The 22,660-nt window shown below is 65.3% G+C and carries 17 protein-coding genes and 1 riboswitch; of the genes, 7 read left to right on the top strand and 10 right to left on the bottom strand.

Translation table 11 applies throughout. The annotated features are described in order from the left end of the window. Positions 1-913: hypothetical protein (locus VF168_12950; GenBank protein HEX7005086.1), on the bottom strand; the 913-nt coding region annotated here is incomplete at its 3' end. Between the two features lie 167 nt (positions 914-1,080). Between VF168_12950 and VF168_12945 the strand changes: the two genes are divergently transcribed. From VF168_12945 to VF168_12935, 3 genes are all read left to right on the top strand, one after another. Continuing rightward, positions 1,081-1,713, top strand: a complete 633-nt coding sequence (locus VF168_12945) for a hypothetical protein (protein HEX7005085.1) — start codon at positions 1,081-1,083, stop codon at positions 1,711-1,713. Between the two features lie 581 nt (positions 1,714-2,294). After that, entirely contained in the window at positions 2,295-2,780 is a 486-nt protein-coding gene (locus tag VF168_12940) for an ATP-binding protein (GenBank protein ID HEX7005084.1), read from the top strand. 356 nt (positions 2,781-3,136) lie between these two features. Next, a riboswitch (cyclic di-GMP riboswitch) is annotated at positions 3,137-3,220 on the top strand. Between the two features lie 102 nt (positions 3,221-3,322). After that, positions 3,323-5,476 carry a response regulator gene (locus VF168_12935; protein HEX7005083.1) on the top strand — a complete coding sequence of 718 codons (2,154 nt, stop codon included), beginning with the start codon at positions 3,323-3,325 and terminating at the stop codon, positions 5,474-5,476. A 39-nt stretch (positions 5,477-5,515) separates the two neighbouring features. On the opposite strand, the gene VF168_12930 is transcribed toward VF168_12935, so the two are convergent. The 6 genes from VF168_12930 to VF168_12905 all read right to left on the bottom strand — a co-directional run bounded on the left by VF168_12930 (position 5,516) and on the right by VF168_12905 (position 14,627). Further along, positions 5,516-6,403: an HD domain-containing phosphohydrolase gene (locus VF168_12930; GenBank protein HEX7005082.1), complete on the bottom strand. Its 888-nt coding sequence runs from the start codon at positions 6,401-6,403 to the stop codon at positions 5,516-5,518. Positions 6,404-6,873: 470 nt separating this feature from the next. Next, the gene (locus tag VF168_12925) at positions 6,874-9,477 is read right to left on the bottom strand and encodes a tetratricopeptide repeat protein (protein HEX7005081.1); all 2,604 of its coding nucleotides are present in this window, start codon (positions 9,475-9,477) and stop codon (positions 6,874-6,876) included. An 8-nt stretch (positions 9,478-9,485) separates the two neighbouring features. After that, complete coding sequence (locus VF168_12920) at positions 9,486-11,042, bottom strand: S8 family serine peptidase (GenBank protein ID HEX7005080.1); 1,557 nt, start codon at positions 11,040-11,042, stop codon at positions 9,486-9,488. A gap of 182 nt (positions 11,043-11,224) precedes the next feature. Then, positions 11,225-12,091 (bottom strand): ABC transporter permease, encoded by an 867-nt coding sequence (locus VF168_12915; GenBank protein HEX7005079.1) that lies wholly within the window; start codon positions 12,089-12,091, stop codon positions 11,225-11,227. A 14-nt stretch (positions 12,092-12,105) separates the two neighbouring features. Continuing rightward, positions 12,106-13,050 carry an ABC transporter permease gene (locus VF168_12910; GenBank protein ID HEX7005078.1) on the bottom strand — a complete coding sequence of 315 codons (945 nt, stop codon included), beginning with the start codon at positions 13,048-13,050 and terminating at the stop codon, positions 12,106-12,108. 83 nt (positions 13,051-13,133) lie between these two features. Further along, positions 13,134-14,627 (bottom strand): ABC transporter substrate-binding protein, encoded by a 1,494-nt coding sequence (locus tag VF168_12905; protein HEX7005077.1) that lies wholly within the window; start codon positions 14,625-14,627, stop codon positions 13,134-13,136. A 247-nt stretch (positions 14,628-14,874) separates the two neighbouring features. On the opposite strand from VF168_12905, the gene VF168_12900 reads away from it, so the two are divergent. Continuing rightward, positions 14,875-15,783, top strand: coding sequence for an isoaspartyl peptidase/L-asparaginase (locus tag VF168_12900; GenBank protein HEX7005076.1), 909 nt, complete (start codon positions 14,875-14,877; stop codon positions 15,781-15,783). Here the strand turns inward: VF168_12900 and VF168_12895 are convergent. Genes VF168_12895 through VF168_12885 form a run of 3 tightly spaced genes read right to left on the bottom strand, consistent with a single transcriptional unit; the run spans position 15,780 to position 18,857 of the window. Next, the gene (locus VF168_12895; GenBank protein ID HEX7005075.1) at positions 15,780-17,036 is read right to left on the bottom strand and encodes a M20 family metallopeptidase; all 1,257 of its coding nucleotides are present in this window, start codon (positions 17,034-17,036) and stop codon (positions 15,780-15,782) included. The genes VF168_12900 and VF168_12895 overlap by 4 nt on opposite strands. Further along, positions 17,033-18,052, bottom strand: a complete 1,020-nt coding sequence (locus tag VF168_12890; GenBank protein ID HEX7005074.1) for a P1 family peptidase — start codon at positions 18,050-18,052, stop codon at positions 17,033-17,035. Before VF168_12890 ends, VF168_12895 begins: the two co-directional genes overlap by 4 nt. A 10-nt stretch (positions 18,053-18,062) precedes the next feature. After that, on the bottom strand, positions 18,063-18,857 hold the full coding sequence (locus tag VF168_12885) for an SDR family NAD(P)-dependent oxidoreductase (protein ID HEX7005073.1): 795 nt from the start codon (positions 18,855-18,857) through the stop codon (positions 18,063-18,065). A 165-nt stretch (positions 18,858-19,022) separates the two neighbouring features. Between VF168_12885 and VF168_12880 the strand changes: the two genes are divergently transcribed. The 3 genes from VF168_12880 to VF168_12870 are packed head-to-tail and all read left to right on the top strand — an operon-like array spanning position 19,023 to position 22,108. Continuing rightward, complete coding sequence (locus VF168_12880; protein ID HEX7005072.1) at positions 19,023-19,565, top strand: response regulator transcription factor; 543 nt, start codon at positions 19,023-19,025, stop codon at positions 19,563-19,565. Positions 19,566-19,568: 3 nt separating this feature from the next. Further along, positions 19,569-20,705 (top strand): HEAT repeat domain-containing protein, encoded by a 1,137-nt coding sequence (locus tag VF168_12875; GenBank protein ID HEX7005071.1) that lies wholly within the window; start codon positions 19,569-19,571, stop codon positions 20,703-20,705. Further along, the gene (locus VF168_12870; protein HEX7005070.1) at positions 20,702-22,108 is read left to right on the top strand and encodes a glycosyltransferase family 2 protein; all 1,407 of its coding nucleotides are present in this window, start codon (positions 20,702-20,704) and stop codon (positions 22,106-22,108) included. Before VF168_12875 ends, VF168_12870 begins: the two co-directional genes overlap by 4 nt. Positions 22,109-22,660 lie beyond the last annotated feature (552 nt).

Here is a 22,660-nt window from a genome sequence, read left to right as displayed (position 1 = left end):
CAAGAAAAGGTCCTTCAGCAACTAATCCACCAGTTGACAACTTGTCTCGCTGACCAAAGATGATTGCGGGCGAGAATTCTGGCTGTTCATCAATATTTTCCCAACCTCGTACAACGAGTTGGCGAGCAATTCTCGCCTCCTCTCGCTCCTTCAGTTCCCAATTGAGTGAACCGTGCAGCTTGATGAGTGAGACGGCGGTATCGGGAAAGGACAGGTCGAACGTCTCGGACCATTTCTCCACACCAGTCGAGACGGGAATTCCTTTGTTTGAAAAGTACAGTTCGGCGACGGGATCGTAGTTCAGTGTTGCAACTACTAGTCGCCCTTGGCGTTCTGTCAGGTCGGCCAATGGATCGAGATAGTCCACGCTTTCAGTCGGCCTAAGCAACCCTTGCAGCGACTTCATTGTCTCCGTCAGGGTTCTCTCGAACTGACTGCGCCGGAGTTCTGGCTCAAGCACGCCCCTGACGGCATCTTGAAAGTCGCTTTCAAGAAATCTCGTGCTCCTTCTTCTCGGTTCCTGCTCAATCTCTCGAAATAGTCGCTCGATAAATCGGGAGACCTTGAAGCTCGAAAATGAGCTCCCTCGCGGATAGTCCAAGCTCTGGACGGAGGGTTGCCAACTCGAAATAAAAGCTTCAAGGTCAAGCTCGTGTCTGGACGCAATTAGCCCTACGACATTGAGAAGTCGCTCAATATCAATCGTCTTACTGAGGGTCCCCCGCATTCGTCCGGCCGGAACCTTGCTGTCTTCGAACTTCAAACCGCTATGCACGAAGTCGAGCACGGCATGGACCCCGCCGAGCCCAAAAACGCCGTTGAAGTGGCTCAAGACCTTCTCGGTGAGACCGACGGCTGTTGGCAGTCCAGCTTCTACTGACGCCCCAGCGCCAAATAGCAGCATGTGCGACACGGGCCAAAACGTAACACAACTGGCCGCCTTGGCGGTGAAACCCCCAAATAAGCGATACGCCACTCTCCCGCGAAAAACGTCCGTTCACCGCCATTCCTGACCGACGCGGAGACGGTTGGGATATAGACTTGAAAAGGCAGCGAATTTTGCACGAGAAAGGATTGTTCGTGGGTATCAAGCTGCCTAATCAGTTAAAGCGGTTATCCGTATTCACCTTCGTGGTGTTAATTTCGATGCTTCCACAAGCGACCGCTCAGCAAGCGGATGCCGTCATTGACTACATGCTCCAAAACAGAGTTGGTTTTTCGCAAGCGACCGGTGCCCTTGGGCTAAGCATGTTTGAGGTCGCGGAAGAGCTAGGCTATGACGAATTTAGTGGTCTTTTTGATGCGCTGGTTGAGACTTCTCTACTTCACGTCGAATGCTGGAGCGCCGTTGCCTACTTGCAGGGAACAGCGGAGGAAATTGGGCTCTCAAGTGAAGAGTTAACTCAGCGCTTCCGACTCCGCATGTCGAACGACATCTCCTTCGTTCCAGAATGCGATGACCTAGCCAATACCTCTTATCTCGCGCTCTCTCTTAATGTTTGGACCGTAGGAGAGGATTATCCCGTTGCATACCACGTGGCCATCGAAGGGTCTATTTTCCCTGTCTACGATGGTAGACCTGAAAATAGCTTCGAAAATGCATGGCTTGGATATGCGGCCACCGAGAGAGTTAAGGGCGAAGTACGCGAAGCAGTAGAGGAGTCGGTCTACGATTTGGCCCTCGACTTTCTAAAAGTTCGAGACTTTAGATAAGCTGCATCTCGTATTTGGTCAGAGCGGTGTCGGCGGCGATGAGATCCAAAACCGTTCGTTGGCGGCGCCGCGGTGGTCGACAAGGGTTTCGCCTCGCAAGGGCCTGGGAACTTCATTCACCTACGGTCCAAGTCGGGTCGAATCGTCCGGCCTGGTCACTTCCAGAACGAAGTGCCGTGGGATGTTGGGCAGCAGAAACCTCACGGCGGCGTCATCGGGCCTGGAGGGGTCGACCGGTCTATCTACTGGTCCTCACCTGCACCTCGACCATCACGGCGACGACAAAACGAATGGGGATGTGTAGCACTGTTCCGACCACGGTTCCTGGAGGTTACCGGCGTCGTCGCGGAGAGTGGCCAGTGAGAGCGGCGGCGCGGGTCGCCGAAGGAGAACGCTAGGGCGATTCGGCGGGAGTTCGAGCGGCTGACTAGGGATGGTGAGCTGGCCAAAGCGCTAGACCGGGTAACGCACCTCAACCGAAGGCAGAAGAGCATCCCCTGGCGCAGGTGATCGGGCTATGCTGCATCGGAGAAGGCACTCAACAAAGAACTTGACCGTACCCAGATCGTCTTCCCCGCTAAATTCACTTTCCCTGCCCATGCGGCTACCACGGCGATCCCATCCACCCGTGCATCTGTTCGTCGGCCCAGCTTCGCCGCTACCTGGATCGCATCTCGGGACCGATCCTCGATCGGATCGACATCCGCATCACCGTTCCGCGGATATCGGCAGAAGACCTGCTCCGCTCGCCCGTCGGGGAGTCGAGCGAAACGGTGAGAGCCAGGGTCGAGGCCGCTCGGGAGGAGGCGTTGCGGCGTCAAGGGCGTGCGAATTCGAAGCTTGCCGGCAGGGAGCTCCGGGATTTCTGCCGGTTGGACGCCCGCAGCGAACGGTTCATGAGGCAACTGGTGAACTCGCTCTCCATCTCGGGACGCGGCTTCGATCGGCTCCTCCGCATCGCCAGGACGATCGCCGACCTGGAGGGCAACAACACGATCTGCGAGGAGCACCTTGCCGAGGCGGCCAGCTACCGCTCCGAGCAGCGGGGCGTACACCGAACCGCGTAACTGGAGCGCTACCACCGGAGCTGACCGCTCCACCGCAGGAGAGCACCACCTGTTACAGTTCGCACTAACGCTACCTTGGCGCTACTGGACCGTACTGGTTGTGCACCTATGCCTCCCGTCCGCTCGGGTCACGTTCTCGGCCTCACCGATGTCCGCCGTCGCTGCGGAACTTCCGTCTGCGACACGTGTTCCATTGGGCTCTCCCCTTCCGACCCGACATGCGACGCCGGCCGCGAGCGCTCTCGTGGAGCAACGATCGGAACGTCGGAAAATTCACCGGTGTCGCCCCGTAAGATTTTTGTAATGTCTGCTACTCTATGGTCGTGTCACCGTCCGCAAATCACCTTCTGCGGCGGGTCCATTCGGAGGCTATGAAGTCTGCGCCGCAATCCGGGCGCTTGGAGCAGACGGAGCCAGTAGCGCGACCGACCGAGGCAGAAGCAGGTAGGGAAAATGCCTCGAAAAGTCGCCGAAAGATCGCAAAAACTGAATGAGGTCGGTGCAGCGGCGATCTTCTGCCCCCGCGGTTCGAGGTCCAGCTCATGAGTGCAGCAGCATTGCAGGACGTACAGAACGCTCCACTAGCCCTCATCGGCAGTGCGCGGGCTGGCCGCCGCACTCTCCTCGACATGCTCCTAAGCGCGAAGGGCTACGAGATCGCGGCCTGCGAGGACGGCCCGGCCGTCCTCGAGTTCCTCAAGGAGAACCAACCGGCCATCGCGATATTCGACCACGACCTCCCGGGCATGGATGGCCGCGAGATATGCAGTCGGATGCGCTTCATCGCGCGACTCGCCGAAACGCCGATAGCCATAGTCACGCCTCCGGTCGATGAGATGGGTGGCGCGGCGGATTTCGAAACTTTCACGGAGACCACCACGGCCGACATCGTCGAGGCCGAGCCACTCGGCAAGAAGAGGCTGATCGAGCGGCTCGAGAACGTGATCCGGGACCAGCGCGGGGTTGCCAACGACGGCAAGATGACGATAGCGATCCCGACCGTGGTCCCGCCGATCCCAGAGTTCGAAGGCAGCGCGAAGGACGAGCAGGTCGACGAGATGGACGTCTTCGTCGATGACGATGTGGACATCGAGATCGACGTTGCCAGGGCCATCTACTCCAACGACGGCAGCTTCGACACCGGCGAACGCCAGCAGCGGCAGGAGGTCGCCGCACACGAAGAAGTCGCTGTCGACGAGGAAGCCGCTGGCAGTGAAGTTGCCGCGAGCAGCGATGGCACCGCGCCGTCCCGTCGCACCGCTGAGGGCGACATCGCCGAGCCGGGGCAGGGCCATGAGGTCGAGGTAGCCATGCAGATCGACGACAACATGAACGACGCCGCCGAAGCCGATCCGCGGGCCGACGAGTACGCGCAGGAGATGTTCCTGGATGAGAACCCCGACGAGCAGCTGGGGGGTGCCACGCAGGCGGACGACATCGACCTTTTCATGGACGAGTCCGACTCGGCCAGCCTCCCCGGCCCACTGGCCGATCCGGAACTGTCCGAACAGCCCGGCCAGATAGCGGGTCCGGAACAGAACACTCAGCTGACCGAGGCCGACTGGCCCCAGGCGGTCGCTAACGATGACGCCGCTCTCGTCGAGGAGATCGAAGACGCCGCTGCGGCTGCGGAGCTCGGCGACGCACCCTGGAACGATCCGGAACCGGTCGGAGTGGCAGCGCTACACGGAACCGACTCGGCAGGGGCCGATTCACCCGTCACGGGCCCGGTCGGACTCGCTGATGAAGGCTCCGGTCGCGATGGACACCAAAACTTGCAGCCCATCCTCCATGTCTCGCGCCACGGGGCGGCCCACGACGAAGAGCGCGCGAGTCGACCTGCCGAGGTCGAGCGATCGCCCGCCGGGATCGAGCCCGAGTCGACCTGCGACGAGGTAGACGATGACGACCTTGCGGCGACGATCGAAGCCGCGATCGAGGCCGTCAATCTCGCTGCCATGGAGGAAGCCAGCCTCCGCGCTGCCGAGGCGGATGAAGTTGAAGCTGGGCCGGCTCCCAAGACCGAGGAGTCGGTTCAGACGAGCCGGCCGCAGATCGAGATCTCACCGGAGATCGCAGAGAAGGCAGCGGAGTTGGAAGTGATCGAGACGCTTGGCGGGGGCGCGAAGGATTACGCTGCCACGAGCGATGACGACCGGGTAGAATCGCCATCAGCAGCCGTAGGTGGCCAGGAAGAAGGGGAAGCTGAAGTGCTCAACGAAGAGCGGGCCAACATGCAAGCACTGATCGCCGAGCAGGCCGAGCGTATCGAGAACCTGCAGGAGCGGAACGTACTGCTTCGCCAGGAACTCGAGCAGCGCAAGGCGGAGGACGCCCAGCGCCACGAGGAGCGAGCGAACCTGCAGGCCCTGATCAAGGAGCAGACCGAAGCGATCAACAACCTGCAACAGCGCAACGTCCAGCTTCGCCAGGAGCTCGAGCAGTACAGGGCCGAAGAGGCGAAGCGTGATTCCGAGCGCGCCTTCCTCCAGTCACATACCAGCGAGCAGGCCGAGACCATCGCGAAGCTGCAGCAACTGAACGCGCTCCTGCGCCAGGAGTTGGAGCAGCGTAAGGCCGATGAAGCTCCGCTGCGCGACTTCCTCCAGCGTCTCCTCGACCGGGATGAGCAGAACAGCGCCTATCAGGAAGCCATGCGGGCCGAGATCATCAGCCTCACCCGCGAGAACAGCTGATCGATCAGGATCGAAAGGGAACTCGATGCCCTCCCGCGGCTAGTGCTTGAGGGAGGGCATTCCGAACACCAGTGCCGCGGCTCCCGGCAGGGTGCGGTCCGAAGATGTCGACCGCAACTCCCACTTCGCCGGTTCCGCAGCCTGTTCGGTGTCGAAGACCCTGACGCAGGCGCGAACTACCATAGGGTCGAACTGCTTCCCGCTCTGGCTCTTGATCTCGCGGAGCGCCGTGGCCATCGGCCAGGCCTCCTTGTAAGGACGTTCATGGGTGAGCGCGTCGAGCACGTCTGCGACCGCCACTATCCGTGCGGACAGAGGGATCTCGGTACCGGCGAGTCCCAGGGGGTAGCCTTCCCCGTCCCAGCGCTCGTGGTGCGAGAGCGCGATCTCCTCGGCGAGGCGGAGCAGGCGCGACTTCCCGCCCGAGAGTATGCGGGCGCCGATGGTGGTGTGCGCCTTCATGTGCTCGAACTCCCTGTCGGTGAGCTTGCCGGGCTTGAGGAGCACCACGTCACGGATGCCGATCTTGCCCACGTCGTGCAGTAGTGCGGCAGATTCGAGCAGCGCGACCTCGTCGTCCGGCCAACCGAGCTCATGGGCGATGGCAGCAGCGTTGCGACCGACGCGGCGGGGGTGCTCTCCGGTGCCGTCGTCGCGGTACTCGCCGGCCAGCGCCAGGCGCGCGACCATGTCCCTCTGCGCGTTCTCCATCTCCAGGTTCCGTTCGAGGGTCAGCGCCTCGATCTCGTAGCGGGCCCGGTCGGTGAGATCGTTCCTCAGAGCGAACGGGTCGCCCAGAGGGGGCGCACCCCAGCCACGGTCCTGGAGGATCGCGCACGTGCCGTTCTCCTGCGCGCGGCCCTCTCTCTCTGGTCGTTCTCGAGTCCCCGTCCGGGACGCGGCCTCGTCTGAGTAGCGTGTTTTCACTGCCCCTCCCGCACCGCTGTGGTCGACAAGATGACGATTCATTGAGACTCCTCCCCATCGCGGCCGAGCATCGACAGCGCGGCAGCCTCCCAGTTGCCCTTTTCTGTTCCCCTCGCTACAAACCGTAGGAACTGCCCAATTGTTGGTTTCGGAGTCTTAAAGGTCGCTGAAGCGACTCTTAACGAGGGGTCGAAAACGCGTCTCTCACGACACTTCGACGGCCAGAAGTGCCTCTGACGACTCTCAGGATCGCCTCACTTTCGCCGTTCCTGGTGTCGGTGGAGCTGGCAAGCCGCCAGATTGAAGACGAACTCCAACGCCACGTGACTCTTAGGGACGAACGACCTGGGTCGGTCGACCGAACGAGCACACGGAGGAGTTGTCATGGTCCACTTACGCGACGGACCCACATGGCCCATGAACGAGGCCGGACCTCTCGGCCCGGCCTCCGGAAGGAACTCGAGTGGACGTCAGGCGGCGTTCGCCGCCCTGACCTCGCGGCGCTCGAGCTTGTTGCGGTACATCCGCTGATCGCTCAGGCGGGTCAGGTCGGCCGGAGAGCCGGCTTCGTCCGGGTAGACCGCCAGCCCCGCGCTCGCGCCCACGATGCTGTGGCCCCTCTCCCGCACCGTTTCGACCGCCAGCTCGACCTGCGACAGGATGTCGTGGACCTCGGAAACCTGGGAGTTGGCGAGAATCGCCGAGAACTCGTCGCCTCCTACCCGGTAGACTCTGCCCAGCCCGTCCAGGTGCCTCTCGATCGCCTTGCCGAACTGGCAGAGGAGTTCGTCCCCGACCTCGTGACCGAGGCTGTCGTTGGTCTGCTTGAGGGCGTCCAGGTCGATAGTCAGGACAGCCACCCGGTCGCCGAAGCGCTGCGCCCGGTTGATCTCGCTCTCGAGGTCGGTTTCGAACGCGCGGCGATTCTTGAGGCCGGTCAGGGGGTCGCTGAACGCCATCTCCTTCATCTTCATGGCGGCGACCTCGGCCTCACGGCGCGCCGCTTCCAGTTCGTAGGTGCGTTCGGCCAGGACCTTGCCGAAGTGGCGTCCTAGCCCCGCGACGTTCTGCACCGCGTGGCGTCTGGCCCGCTCGGCGAGGAACCTGCCGCGTCCGTCGGGGGCGGCGTCGAGCGGAGAGAGTTCACCGCTGTCGCTGAACACCGCCATGCACGCCTCGACCACCTGGGGATCGAACTGCGATCCGCTGTGACGCCGTATCTCGGCCAGAGCCTCGGACGTCGACCAGGCCCGCTTGTAGGGGCGCTCATGGATGAGGGCGTCGAGCACGTCGGCTACGGAGACGATCCGGGCGGCCATGGGGATGGCGTCGCGGGCCAGGCCCAACGGATAACCCTTCCCGTCCCAGCGCTCATGGTGCGCCAGGGCGATCTCCTCTGCCAGCCGCAGCAGCCGCGACTGCCCGCCCGAAAGGATGCTGGCGCCGATCGTGGTGTGCGCCCTCATCAGGTCGAATTCGTCGCCGTCGAGCGCATCGGGCTTGAGCAGGACCGCGTCCCGGACCCCGATCTTGCCCACGTCGTGAAGCCGAGCCGCCGAGGAGAGAACCTTGCACTCATCCTCCGACCAGCCCAGTGCACGCGCGATCGCCGCGGCGTTCCGGCCCACCCGCCAGGTGTGCTCGCCGGTCTCGTCGTCGCGATACTCGGCGGCGATGGCCAGCCGGGTGACTATCTCGAGCTGGGCCTCCTCGAGCTCGCGAGTGCGGGCGATCACCCGCTCCTCGGCCTCTTCCCTGGCCTGCTCCAGCACCTCGAGGCGATAGGCCTCGGCCTCGTGCCGGGCACGTTCCAGTTCGAACTGGACGGCCAACTGCTGGGAGCGCCGCTCGCTCTCCTCGTTGAAGACCTCCTTCTCGACCCGGTGGAACTCGCGTTCGTGGTGGAGGGCGAGGGCGAGGTCGCCTTCGCGCTCGTAAGCGGTCGAGAGGAGCTCGTGAGCGTCGTAGATGGCGCGCTTGCGATCGATGCTGTTCGCCAGCCCCAGACCCTCTTCGAGCCGTTCGCGCGCCCTCGCCGGCAGGTCGAGGGCGAGGTAGTCGCGGCCGAGGTTGATCAGGGCGTCCACTTCACCTTCGTGGTCCCCGATCTCGCGGGAGATGGCCAGGGCCTGCCCGTGGGCCTCGCGCGCCTGGTCGTACTCGCCCAGCGCCGCGTAGACCTGCCCGAGGCCGTCGAGGTTGTCGATCTCGTACTGGCGCACGCCCAGCCCGCGGGACATCTCGAGCGCTTCGTAGTAGAGCTCCCGGGCGTGCGGCCACTCGTTGCTGCGTCCGAACACGTTGGCGAGGCTGTTGAGGGACACTACCTCGACCATCCGGTCGTCGGCCTTGCGACCCAACTCACGGGCCTTGGCGTAGAACTCCTGAGCCTCATCGTCATCGCCCATGTCCCGATAGAGGTGTCCGAGGCTGATGAGGTTGATCGCCTCGCTCCGCGTTCCCGGCGCGACACGGCCGATGAGCTCGTAGGCGGCCTTGAGGCTCTCGAGCGCGCGCGGGAAATCGCTCAGCTGGGTATGGAGGCTGCCGATGTTGCTGAGGATGTTCGCCTGCCGTTCGGCGAGCCCCTTCTGGTTGGCGATCACGAGGCCCTGCTCGAGGTGTTCGAGCGCGCCGACGTAGTCACCCAGGGCGCTGAGGACACCGGCCTTGAGGTTGAGAGCATCGGCCAGCGAGCCGGCGTCGTTCTCCGCCTCTGCCAGCTCGAGTACGTTGGTGAATCGCTCGGAGGCCTCCTCCAGTTGGCCCAGGTCGCGCTGCACCCTGCCTAGCGCCAGGAGCGACTCGATGAGACCGGAGTTATCCCCCAGGTCGACGAACCGTTCACTCGCTTCGGTGAGTGGCTGAACGGCCTGCTTGGGCCTTCCGGCGTGATACTCGGCGGTACCTTCGCGGAGCAGCTGGTGTGCGGTGGCCTCCACGCTCTCACCGGCCGTCAGCAGGCCGTCGCCCAGTGGCAGTCCGCGGCCGCGCTTGTTGAGCAGCGAGCGGGAGGAGTCGAGCTTGGTTCGATTCAGTTGAGTAGCGGGAAGGGAGCTGTTGGAGGTTGTCATGGTTGGCCTCAACGCACCTTCCCGCGTCCACGCCCAGGGTGATCGCTGCCGTCGGCGGCCCGCTCGGGCTTGGCGCCCCGGCCGTGGCCGGCAGCCCCGTCTGCGTCGCCCCCGTCAGAGGACTGGCCCTGGCCGTGACCGTTCCCGGGTACCTCGCGATCGTTGGATCTATCGGGAGCTTTCCCGGGTGAGAGGACCCGCGAGAGGAAACTGGCCACGTCGAGTCGACCATCCCCCAGCATCCCTGCGTACTCGGGATTGAGGCCATCGATATCGTGGGAACTGGCCAGCAGCACGTCGGTAAGATCGGACCCGCGCATCTTCAGCTCGGCCGGGCCGCCGGCAGCGCTCAGGGCAAGAGCCAGAGCGCCGGCCGCCATCGGGGCCGACATCGAGGTACCGCTCCAGGCAGCGGCCTTCATGTCCGGGGCCGGTCCGAAGATCGACTCGCCGGGCGACGACAGTTCGATCAGGAACTCGTGGAAAGGCGCGAACTCAGACTTGTGATCCTGCTTGTCGACGCTGGTGAGGCTAACCAGGTGGTCGCTCAGTGGCGCGGCGCTGGCCGGGAAGGTAACCTCCCGGTTCCCGCTGTCGCCGCTCGAAGCGAAGACGAAGACGCCCTCCTGGGCAGCCAGTAGGAGGGATTCAACAACTGCCCGGTCCGGCTCCGCTCCCCCGAGGGAGAGATTGATGATGTCGGCGCCGTGTTCGACGGCCCGCGAGATCGCTGCGGCAAGCAGATTGGCAGTGCCGCTGCCTTCGGGGCTCAGCACCCGGTACGGAAGTATGGTGGCCCTGGGCGCGATCTGTCGCACGATGCCGGCGACGTTCGTTCCGTGGCCGTAACCCGCGTCGCCCGCGTTGCCTTCCTCGTCGGGATCGAAGTCGTCGTCGACGAAGTCGTAACCCTGGCCCACTGCTTCCTTCAGGGCCGGATGGTCGACGTCGACGCCGGTGTCGATCACCGCGACTCGAACCCCCGCGCCCAGCGTGCTGGCTACCATCCTGTGCGCCTCGTCGAGGCGGATCTGCTTCCAGACCTCGGTGTTCTCGGGCATCCAGGCGAAGTGTCCCCCCGCCCAGAGGTAGGAGGTGCCGCCGGCCCACAGATAGGACGTGCCGCCGGCCCAGATCCGTGAGGTGCCTCCGGCCCATAGGGTAGAGGTACCGCCCGCCCAGAGCGTAGACGTACCTTGCATGCCTATCGCGTTGGGCTCGGCCCTGAACTCGTGGTTCGGCTCGAGGCCCGAGGTGCCGAGGAGCGCGAACTCCCCGGGGCCGGTCTGAGCCTCGGCACTGCTGTAGCCCAGCACCGCGAACCGGCCGTCCACCCAGACTTCGATCTCTCCGCCGTAGAGGCTCAGGATCTCGGCCTGGTCATCTCCATCCTGGAGCTGGACCGTCAACAGATAGGCGGGCTCGTCCGCAGATGCCAGGCTGCCGGGGCGGTCGCTCAGGCTGCTGCAACTCACAAGCAGCACGAGCAGCAGTGCCGACAGCGCTGCCAGGGCCTGCGGGCGCCCTCTCGGCCTTGCTCCAGAGTTTGTGCGATGAGGCTTCATCCGGGCTCCTTAGTGCAACGACTCCGGTGCCGAGGCACGGCGCCCCGGCTCGAGCTGTTCCTACTCGACCCGAATTGTGAGGTATCTCATCTTACAGATTTCTTACAGATTCCTTACTCGGACCGGTTTAACGCCACCTTAAGGCCGTGAGGGAGTGAAGGAGCCCGCCGAGGGGAATCGTCCTACCGCCTCGACTGGGGATCGGTAGCGTCCCGCAGACCGTCGCCCAAGAGGCTCCAACCGAGGACCGTCACCACGATCGCGAGGCCGGGAACGAGAGCCGGATAGGGGCTCAGAGGCATGAAACTCTGAGCTTCGCGCAGCATGTTGCCCCAGCTCGGCACACGCGGCGGCGTTCCGAGGCCCAGGAAGCTGAGTGCCGCCTCGGCGAGTACGGCGATGGCCAGGCTGAGGCTCATCTGTACGAGGATCGGCGAGAGGGCGCTCGGCAGGATGTGGCGCCAGAGGATCCTGCCGCCGCTCGCACCCAGCGCCCGCCCCGCCTCCACGAAGTCGCGCTCCTTGAGGCTGAGTACCGACGACCTCATGAGCCTCGCGAAGACCGGGACGGTGGCGATGCCGATAGCCACCATCGCCGTGAGCGTGCCCGGCTCGTATATGGCTGCCAGCAGGATCGCCATGAGGATGGGCGGGAAGGCGTAGAGGACGTCGACGATCCGCATCAGGGCCTCGTCGACGAGACCACCCAGGAAACCTCCCAACGCCCCCAGGAGTGAACCGAGAGCGAGGGCAATCCCCACGGCGATCATCCCCACGTAGAGCGTCGCCCGGGCGCCCACCATCAGCCGGCTCAGCAGGTCCCTGCCGAACTGGTCGGTGCCCAGCAGATGTTCGGCCGAAGGCGGCGCGAGGCGCACGGTGAAATCGATGTCGTTCGGGTCGTACGGCAGCCAGAAGAACGACCCCAGCGCTGCCAGGACGACGAGCCCGATGAGAACGGTACCCAGCGTGAGATTCAGCCGGCCGCGGAAAGCGCCGGCAGCGCGGGCCGCGAGCCCTTTGGCGCGCCCTTCGGAGAGATCAGTCATACGGACGCTCGCCATCAGGAGTACCTGATGCGCGGGTCGAGCAACCCGTAGAGCACGTCGACCATGAAGCTTAGGCCCACGATGGCCGTCGCGTAAAGCAGCACCTCCGCCTGGAGCAGTGGGTAGTCGCGGGCGCCGATGGCGGTGAGCGCAAGCCTGCCGAGTCCCGGCAGGGAGAACACCTGCTCGATGACGATCGCTCCCACGAGCAACTGGGCCATGCTTAGCCCGATGATCGTCACGATCGTGACCAGGGCGTTGCGGAGGGTGTGGACGAGGATGACCCTCCGCCTGGGCAATCCCTTGGCGCTGGCGGTGCGCACGTAGTCCAGGCGCAGCACCTCCAGCATCGAGGCTCGGGTCATGCGGGTGATGACGGCCGCCTGGCCCAGGCCCAGGGCGATGGCGGGGAGGATGAGGCTGCGCAACGCGCCAGCCGGACTCCGCTCCCACGGCGTGTAGCCGCCAGCCGGCAACCAGCCGAGCTCCACGCTGAAGAGGAGTATCAGCATCAGCCCCAGCCAGAAGGAGGGTATCGCCGCGCCGATCTGGGCGAAGCTGACGATGAGCGGGTCGAGCCAGCTGCCCTGGCGGAGCGCTGCCAGGATGCCCAGCGGCAGGGCGATGAGGCAGGCGATGAGCATCGCAGCCAGCGCCAGCGGCACCGAGACCTGTAACCTGCCGACGAGGAGCTGGCTTACCGGGCGGCGGTAGTTGAGGGAGTCGCCGAAGTCGCCCTTCACCACCCCGCCGATCCACGAGATGAAGCGGGGCACCGGCGGCACGTCGAGGCCCAGCTGGTGGCGCAGGGCGGCCGCCGCTTCAGGGCTGGCGTTCAGGCCGAGGATGATCTCGGCCGGATCGCCGGGGATGGCCAGCAGGGCGGCGAACACCAGGACCGCCGCGAGGAAGATGCTCGATAGTGCCGAGGCGAGCCGGCGAACGAGATAGGACAGCATCGATACCTATATATATGGGGCTGCCGGGCCCGGGCCGCCTGAGGGCGTGGGGCCCGGCAGAGGAACGTCTAGCGGGCTCGCATCTAACGGGCCACGAAGGCTTCGGTCATGTCGATGGCTACAGTGGGCTGGTTCTCCCAGTAGCCGTACAGGTCCCGCTGCGCGGCGACCAGGTAGGCGGGATTGAAGGTCCAGACGTTGACGGCATCCTCTGCGATGATGCGAGCGATCTCGCGGTAGTGCTCCATCGCTTCCTCCTGGCTGGTTGCCAGTTCGGCCTGCTCGAGCAGCTCGCGAACCTCCGGATTGTCGTAGTGGTAGTAGTAGTCGGGGTTGCCGTAGACGTTGATGTCACGCGGCTCGCTGTGGCCGATGATGGTCATGTCGTAATCCCCGCCCAGGAAGATCCGTTCCAGCCAGGTGCCCCACTCGACGATGCTCACTTCGACATCGATGCCCGCTTCGGTGAGCTGCTGGGCGATCACCTGTCCCGCTGTCCGCTCGATGTTGTACGGCTCGGGCAGTTCGAAGCTGAGGGTAAGTTCGCCCTCTTCGAAGCCGGCCTGCTCCAACAGGTCCCGGGCCCGTTCGGGATCGTACGGGTACGGCTCGACCTCGATCCAGTAGGGCTCGACCGGCGTCGCGTGGGTGCCGATGACTGTGCCGAAACCGAAGTTGGCGCCCTCGACGATCGCCTCCTTGTCGATGGCGTGGGTTATCGCCTGCCGCACCAGCGGATCGTTCAGCGGTTCGCGGGTGTTGTTGAGCGCCATGGTGATCTCGGTGGTGTTGGCGCCCTGGGTGACCTTGAGGTTCGGATCGGCTTCGGCCAGCAGAGCCGATTCGGGGCTCAGGGCCACCCCGATCATATCGATGTCGCCGGCCTGTAGCGCGGCGAAGCGGGCGTTGGGGTCGCCGATGATGCGGAAGGTCACCGCATCGAGGTAGGGAACGCCGTCTATGTAGTAATCGTCGAAGCGCTCCAGGCGTACCTCGCTGCCCGGCACCCACTCCACGAAGCGGAAGGGGCCAGTGCCTATCGGGTTGCTGCGCTGGCTCTCGCTGGTTCCTGCCGGGTAGATGATCGAGTCCGGACGCGCGAGATTGTAGAGGAGCGCCGAGCTGGGACGCGAGAGGCGGAAGACGACGCGGTTGCCGTCGGCCGTGACCTCGTCGATCGCTTCGTAGTACTCCGGGTGGGTGTGGCCCGAGTCCGGGTCCATGGCACGTTCGAACTTGGCCACCACATCGTCTGCGCCGAACTCACTGCCGTCGTGGAACAGCACCCCTTCCCGAAGGGTGAACGAGAGGCTGAGGCCGTCCTCGGAGACCTCCCACGACTCGGCCAGGGCAGGGACGATCTGCCCTTCACTGTCGATCCGCACCAACCCTTCGTAGACGTTGTGGTACATCACCCGCGCGATCTCCTGCGAGGTCGACACGGTCGGGTCCCAGCCGGGCGGCTCGGCGGTGATGGCGACGACCGCCTGGCCGCCGTAGACCGGTTCCGGTGTTTCCTGGGCCGCGGACAGGGCCAGGGTGAGTGCTAAGAGCAGTGCTGGGATGATGCGAGCCATTTCCGATACCTCCCGTAGATCCGGCTGGTGTATTCGAATGCGCTTCCGCTGATTATCTTTCCCTATCGGCCCCAAGCTTAACCGGTGAAGGGCGTGGAGGACGCTCAGGATGAAGGGAGTTAGCCGCGGCTGCTCTTGCGACGCACGGCTCACACAGGTTCCCCTCGCCCCGCTTGCCGTCGGGGAGTCTGGGTACTCTCGGTAGAGTGATGCGTCCCGCGGAAGCCCGGGGCACGAGAGGTGGATCTTGCCGGATACGACTCTGATCATCCACGGTGGCGCCGGTACAGTTCGGGAGGAGGACCGGCCGGCATACCTCGCCGGCCTGAAGCGCGCGCGGGACGTAGGGTACGACCTCCTCTCCAGAGGGGCGGGCGCGGTGGAGGCGGTCATCGCCGCCGTCATGTCGATGGAGGACGACCCGCTGGCTTTCAACGCCGGTACGGGTGGCTCGCCGACGAGGGACGGCCGGGTGGAGTGCGACGCGGCGATCATGGCCAGTGACGGCAGCAGCGGAGCTGTTGCTGCACTCACGCGAGCCCGCAACCCCATCGCTGTCGCCGACAAGGTCCGAACCTCGACGCCACACGCCCTTTTCGCCGGCGCGGGAGCCGACGCTCTGGTGGACCAGCCGATCGACAACGAACTGCTCCTGACGCCACGTACGCTCGCCCAACTGGAGAGGTGGCGGCGTGCGGAAGAAGGGCTGCCAAGCGGTTCGGCTACGGTAGGCGCCGTTGCTCTGGACGCGACGGGCGCGATCGCCGCCGCTACCAGCACCGGCGGGACCCTGGGAAAGTGGCCCGGCCGGGTAGGCGACACTCCCCTCATCGGCGCAGGAACCTACGCGGGCCCTGCCGTCGGCGTCTCGTGCACGGGCAAAGGTGAGGCCTTCATCCGCGCCGTCACCGCCAAGGGCCTGGCCTGCCGGCTGGAGGCGGGAGCGACGATGGCCGAGGCGCTGCGCGCGGCGCTCGCCGAGATCGCCGCGCAGCATGCTCACGGCGGATTGATAGCGGTGAGCGCGACCGGCCTCATGGGCGTCGCTTTCAACTCGCCGCACATGGCCTACGCTTTGCGTTCCCCGGCCGAGTCCGACGCCAACGTTTCCCTGGAGGCCGAAGTCCGGATCGTCGGCACTCGTTCGGGGGCCTAGTCCGCCAGCAGGAACTCGACGGCCGCGGCCGCATAGAGCCGGGCCGAGCGGACCGCCTCCTCGATCTCGACGAACTCGTCCCGCTGGTGAGGGATGGTCCGGTCGCCGGGCCCGACGGTCACTATCGGCACGCCGGCCAGGGAGTGCAGGAAGGTGCCGTCCGTGGCGCCCGGCACCCCGCCGTAAATCGGCTCCTGGCCGAACACCTGGCGGTAGGCGCGCTCGAGCGCCGCCACGACGGGGGCGTCCCGCGGCGTCTCGGTCCAGGGACGCTCCTCGATGAGTTCGATCTCGATCTTCGCCCTGTCATCGTGGGCACGTACCTCGCCGGCGAGAACGTCCAGTTCCTGCCGTATCCGCGAGTGATCCTGTCCCGGTACGGTGCGGATGTCGAGCGCCAGGTAGGCGGTCGCCGGCATCACGTTGAGCTGCTGCTCACCCTGACGCGGGGCCCGCACGACCGTGGGGGTGAGCCAGGGCAACCCCAGGTAGGGATGCTCGCCAAGCCGGGCCTGTTCCGCCGCCTCGAATCGTCCGATGCCGTCGACGAACCGCGCCAGCCAGGGGATCGGGTTGACCCCTGCGTAAGGCATCGCCCCGTGCGACATAGTTCCGGTGAAGGTCACGGCCACGCGCATGGCTCCCTTCTGGAACAGGCAGAGTTCGTTCTCCTCGGGTTCGCATACGATCGCCCCGTCCACGCCATCGGCCCAGCCGTTGGCGATGAACTGCTTGATGCCCAGCATCATCCCCTCTTCGTCGGCGACGATGCCCAGCCGGATGCGACCCGCGAGATCAGGAGCTACGCGCGCCACCGCTTCCGTGGCGGCGATCGCCGCGGCGACCCCGGCCTTCATGTCGGCGCTGCCACGACCGTAGATCCTGCCGTTCTCGACGTGCGCTTCGAACGGCGGATGGGTCCAACTGCTCGGGTCCCCTTCGGTCACGACGTCGGTGTGCCCCTCGAACATGAGCGTTCGGCTCTCGCCCGAGACGAAACCTGCGCCCTGCCAGTCGCCGATGACGTTCGGCCTGCCCGGCGCCGCCTCCTCGACCCGCACCTCGAGGCCAAGTTGCCGCAGCGTCGCTTCGACGAACCGGGCCGCCTCGGTCTCGTCGCTCCCGCTACCGCCCGGTTCGTAGACGCTGCGTATCCGTACCAGATCGCGGGTGAGAGTCACCACGCGCTCCGGGTCTACGGCCTCCGCCGCCCGCCGGGCCAGCGTTCGCGTATCCACCGTTGAACGGCTCACGACCGCGTCTTCCTGAACATCCCCGGGTACGCCTCCCGGTAGGAGTGCAGACCGGCCGCCCCCTGGGCCGCCAGCATCGCGTGAACGACCGCGCGGGAGAAGACGTCGGCGACGATCGCGCCCAGTCGCGCCAACTCGGTGGGGACGGAAATCTGGTGACCGCCGGTAGCCAGGGCGAAGATGGTGTCCCCGTCGAAGAGGGTGTGGGCGGGCCTGATCGACCTCGCCAGGCCGTCGTGCGCGACCTGGGCGAGTTTGCGCGCTTGGGCCTTGTCGAGTATGGCGCTCGTGGCGACGACCCCGATGGTCGTGTTGCGGCCCGCGAGCGAGGCGTCGGCCGGGAAGATGTCGGCGTACTCGTCGCCGGTCGGGGGGATGGGGCGGGCCGGAGACAGGTCTTCGAACTCGCCGCCGAGTTCGAGGACTCGCCCGTAAAGCTCGCCGGTGACCGGATCGTGCGTCCTGCCAAGTGAGTTGACGACGGCGAGGGCGCCTACCACGATCCCGCCACCGAGGACCGCGCTGGCGCTGCCCACCCCTCCCTTGAGGCCCCCGGCTCTTGCGCCCGTTCCGGCGCCGACGTTCCCCATCTCCACCGGTCCCCTCGTTGCCTGTCGGGCGGCGAGGTAGCCGGCATCGGCGCTGGGTCTGACGTCACCGTCTCCTACTTCGAGGTCGTAGATGACCGCCGCCGGAACTATCGGGACCACCCTGCCGCCACCGACGGGCTGCCCGAGCCCCTCCTCCTCCAGGTAGCGCACCACCCCGGTCGCGGCCTCCAGCCCGAAAGCGCTACCGCCCGAGAGGACGACCGCCTGCACCCTCTGCACCAGGTTCTCGGGTTCGAGCAGGTCGGTCTCGCGCGTGCCGGGCGCCGAGCCACGCACATCCACGCCCGCCACGGCGCCCTCGCGACAGAGCACCACGGTCGTGCCGGTTAGCGCCTTCTCGTCGGTAGCGTGCCCGACCTCGATGCCGGGTACGTCGGTTATGGCGTTGTGTTCGCCTGCCTTCAACTGGGGACCGTCAGGGCAGCGGCGGGGTGAAGCGGCCATCGACCGCCGTCCAGCCGCCGTCGACGTAGAGGAGGGACCCGGTCACGAATGATGAGGCCTCGCTGGCGAGATAGACGACAGCCCCCACCAGTTCGCTCGGTTGCGACCAGCGGCCTAGCGCGCTCTTCTGGGCATAAGCCTCGTACCATTCGGGCTGCTGCTTGATCTGTTGGGTAAGAGGGGTCTCGACCACGCCGGGGGCGATGGCGTTGGCCCGCACTCCGGAGGGGCCCAGCTCGGCGGCGAGCGCCCTGATCATCTGGAGAGCTCCCGCTTTCGTCGCAGCGTAGACGCCTTGGCCCGGTTCCACGACCTGGGAGCGGATCGAGGAGAAGACGATGATGCTGCCGCGACCCGCCTTGGCCATCCGCTTGCCGGCCGACCGCATCGCGAAGAAGGTGCCCTTGAGATTGAGGTTCACGACCTTCTCGAACTCCTCCGCGGTGTAGTCGAGCAGTCGCTTCCGCACGTTGATCGCCGGCGTGCAGACGAGCACGTCGGGGTCCCCGTTCTCGGCGAAGAGCGCCTCGACCGAGTCGCCGTCCGAGAGGTCCACCTGCGCAGCGGTCGCCTCGCCGCCGGCGGCACGGATCGCCTCCGCGGTGGCTCCGGCCCCGTCCACTGCCAGGTCGGCCGCTACGACCTTGGCGCCGAAGGCGGCCAGACCGCGAGCGGCTTCCCCGCCGATACCCGAGGCGGCCCCTATCACGTAGGCCCGCCTGCCGCTGAGATCGAAGAGGTTGCGGTAGTCGTGGTGTTCGGACATGAGAGCGAGTTTAACTCTCCTGGCGCGTGACCGGCTCGCTCACGGGAGAAGTAGTTCGCATCGAACCGGTGCCGGACCATGGATAGTAGGCTTGCACGGTCAAAAGGGGACAGCGGCTGGCCCAGCAGACGATGCAACGGGCCTCGGACTAAGGAGCAAGTCGCGGTGAACTGGTTACGCACGCTCAGGAAGCAACTCCTGGTTTCGGCAGAGCCGGCCCTGGGGCCACTGCCCGCCTATACGACCGAGTTCCCGGACCGGCTCGAGCCGGCAGGGCCCGGTTTCGGCGGTCAGGCTGGATCCGTCGCCGAGTTGACCAACTTGCCCAGCGTCGTGGAACCGCAGACTGAACCTGCACACGTCTGGGTCGTCGACGACGACGAAGCGGTGCTCGCGTTGCTCAAGAGCCTCTTCGCTCGCGAGGGCTACACGGTCAAGACCAGCTCCACGCTTATCGAGGCACTGGAAGACATGCCCGACATCGCCTGCAGCGCGCTCATAGTCCTCGACTTCAACATCCCCGGCGGCAACGGTCTCGACGTGCTGCGAGAGCTTCGTACCAGAAGCGGTGCTCCGGTCGTGATGGTGAGCAATATCAGGCGCCCCGAGCTGGTAGCGCAGGCGTTCGAGTTGGGCGCCGACGACTTCATCGAGAAGCCCTTCGACCCGCGCTCACTCGTGGTGCGGGCGCGCCGTCTGATCGAATAGACCGTGTCGCGGCCATATGGCGGAGGCTTCGGCCTGTTCGGGCTCATCGCCGCGCTCACCTTCGTGCTCATCGGCAGTGGCATCGTCGTCCTGTTCATCTCCTTCATCCAACCGAGCGAGCGCGAAACCTTGAGGCTGATGGTCACGCTCACGCTGCTGCCGGGAGCGGCAGCGTTCCTGCTGTTGCTCTTCCAGTTCGGGTATCACCTCTACGCGCTCGGTTCGAAGCGAAGCAACCGACTCGAGCGTTCGCGGCTCGAAGCGTGGGTAGCCTTTGCGGTCGACGAGGGTCCGCTGCCGCCAGGTGACGAGATAAGCGCCGCGGCATTGGCACGACTGCGCGAGACCACGACCGGCAGCTATTCTCAGGAACTGGCGCGACTCTACGAGGAGAGCGCTTTCCTGCTTCGCGACTTGAACGCGCTCAAGGGACGGCAACATGCCGCGAAGTCTCGCGCGCTCTCCCGCCTCGGCCGGATCCGTTCGGCTCGGGCCATCCCGGCTCTCCAACGCCTCCTGGCCTCCTCGAGCCATGCGGCTGCCGTCGAGGTACTGCGAACCCTGGCTCGTAGCCTCGATAACGAGGAGACACCGCCGGACGCCGCGCTCGCTGAGTTCGAGACCGCCTGCGCCCAGCACCAGTTCTCGTCAGGCGAGATCGAGAGCGCGCTCGTCCTCACGGGCAGCAAGTGTCCTGGACTGGTCCGTCAGCTCCTGCAGGCCGGTCGTTACCCGACCGCTGCCATCACCGTCATCGGCCACCGCAATCTGCTCGAACTGGTTCCCTTGCTCGCGCCCCATCTGTCGAGTCCCGACCCTGAGGTGCGGGCAGCGGCCTTGAGAACGGTGGCCAAAATCGAGCTGGCGCCTTCGGGCAGTCGGCAACAGATCCTCTCTGCCCTCGGGGCCGGCGAGGCGTTCGTCAGGGCCCAGGCCGCGAAAGCTGCAGTGACGCTTCCTCTCGACGATGCGCGGGCCCCTCTCACACGTGCCCTCGGGGACGCCGACTGGTGGGTGAGGCGCAACGCAGCTGCGAGCCTGGCCGCGTTCGGGCCGGCGGGCAAGGCCGTCCTCGCCAGGGTGATGGTCGATCACGGCGATCCGTTCGCAAGGGAGATCGCCAGGCGGGCGGGCCGATGAGCCCCGTCGAACTGGCCGAGGCTGCTGTACTGCTCTACTTCTGCCTGGTCTGTCTGGGTTACGGGATCAGCCTTCCCGTGGCTGCCCGCCACCTGTCGCGGACCGTGTTCGACGACAACGCCGCCCGCTACAACGACCTCCTGCGTCACAGCCACCACCGGCCCATAAGCATCCTGGTACCGGCCTACAACGAAGAAGCCACCATCGTCAGCAGCGTGTCCAACTTCCTGAGCCTCCACTATCCCACCTTCGAAGTCATCGTCATCGACGACGGCAGTAGCGACGGCACCCTCGGCGAGCTCCAGCGGGCCTTCCAGCTGACCCCGGTGGAGCCCCAGCCACTGCGACTGGTGCCGCATCACGAGCTTCTAGGCGCCTACCGCAGCGAGCTCCATCCCAAGCTGCTCGTACTCTCGAAGCGCAACGGAGGGAAGGCCGATGCCCTCAACGCCGGAATAAACCAGAGCCAGTACCCGCTCTTCTGCTCGGTCGACGCCGATAGCCTGCTCGATGCCGGAGCCCTGCTCGGGGCCAGCTTCCGCTTCATCGACGATCCCCGGCTCATCGCCCTGGGTGGAACGATCAGGGTACTCAACAACTGCCGGGTAGTGAGTGGTGCGGTCGAGGCGGTCCGAGCGCCACGAAGCTGGCTCGAGCGCATCCAGGTGATCGAGTACACTCGGGCCTTCCTCACCGGCCGCGCGACCCTGAGTTCGCTCGGGATGCTGGTGATCATCAGCGGCGCCTTCGGGCTGTTCCGGCGCCAGGCGGTGGTCGAGGCGGGCGGCTATCGCCGTGACACGGTAGGCGAGGACGCCGAGTTGGTTCTGCGGCTCCACCGGCGGATGCGAGAGCAGAGGCGCCGCTACCGCATCGAGTACCACGCCAACCCGATCTGCTGGACACAGGTGCCGAACAGCTGGCGCAGCCTGCGCCGCCAGCGCGACCGCTGGCACCGGGGCCTGCTGGAAACCTTGTGGATCCATCGGGCGATGACGTTCAACCCGAGGTACGGGCCGGTCGGACTGTTCGCGTTGCCGTACTTCTGGTTCTTCGAGGCACTCAGCCCGCTGATCGAGGTCGGTGGATACGTTCTCGCTGCGATTCTTCTCGTTCGTGGCAGCCTCTCACCGGAGTTCGCCGCCGGACTCCTCATCGTCGCAGTTTGCTACGGCATGCTCGTGGGGCTCGGGAGCCTGGGGCTGGAGGTGTTCATGCGCGACCGCTATTCGCGGACGGGCGATCGAGTGAGGCTGCTGGCCGCATGCCTCGCCGAGAACCTCGGCTACCGGCAGTGGATCTCTGCGGTACGCGCCTCGAGCATGGTCACGGTCTTCCTCAAGAGGGGTAGCTGGGGCGCGCAGCACCGAACGTCGCTGGAGTCGAGTCCGGGTCCCGGCTGACAACTCTGAACGGCCGTGGTCTCGCAGAAGCACCTCCGCTTCGATACCTCCAGGTAGACTTCCGTTCGCCCTCTCCAAAACGTTAGCGACTTGAGCAGCATAGGCTCACGTTTCATGCGCCCGCTCTTGACAAGCCGGCGTTACGAGGGGTACACTGAGCGACGTTGCCGGAAGGCCCAGAGGGCCGGTGAGGCGACGGCCTTTCCCCTCGGGGACAGTGCGGATCCGTCCGCGAGTGGCCGAATCGACTCGGGTTAGCGCCAGGGTTGACAAGGTCCGAACCTGAGGGTAAGGTATCAATCCTGCGTCGAGAGGCGCAGACCCCGAAGCCCAAGAAGCGCGGGACCCACAAGGCGGATCATCTGATGAGACGCCTGGGGATCGTGCGGGCCGCGGGAACGAGCGCCGCTTGGCGCGAGTACCTTGATAATCCAGTTTGCGTGGTCTTGTTGATTCCGTTTTACTCATGGAATTGAACGGTTTGACCGGGGCCGTGGTGCTTTGCATCGAACCTGGTTTTGAGTCTTTGACTCTTCTTGTTTTGGAGAGTTT

The organism is Trueperaceae bacterium (genome assembly GCA_036381595.1).
GTDB lineage: Bacteria > Deinococcota > Deinococci > Deinococcales > Trueperaceae > DASVCN01.
Note: the sequence above shows the minus strand (reverse complement) of the source record. Positions and strands in the feature narration are given on the sequence as shown.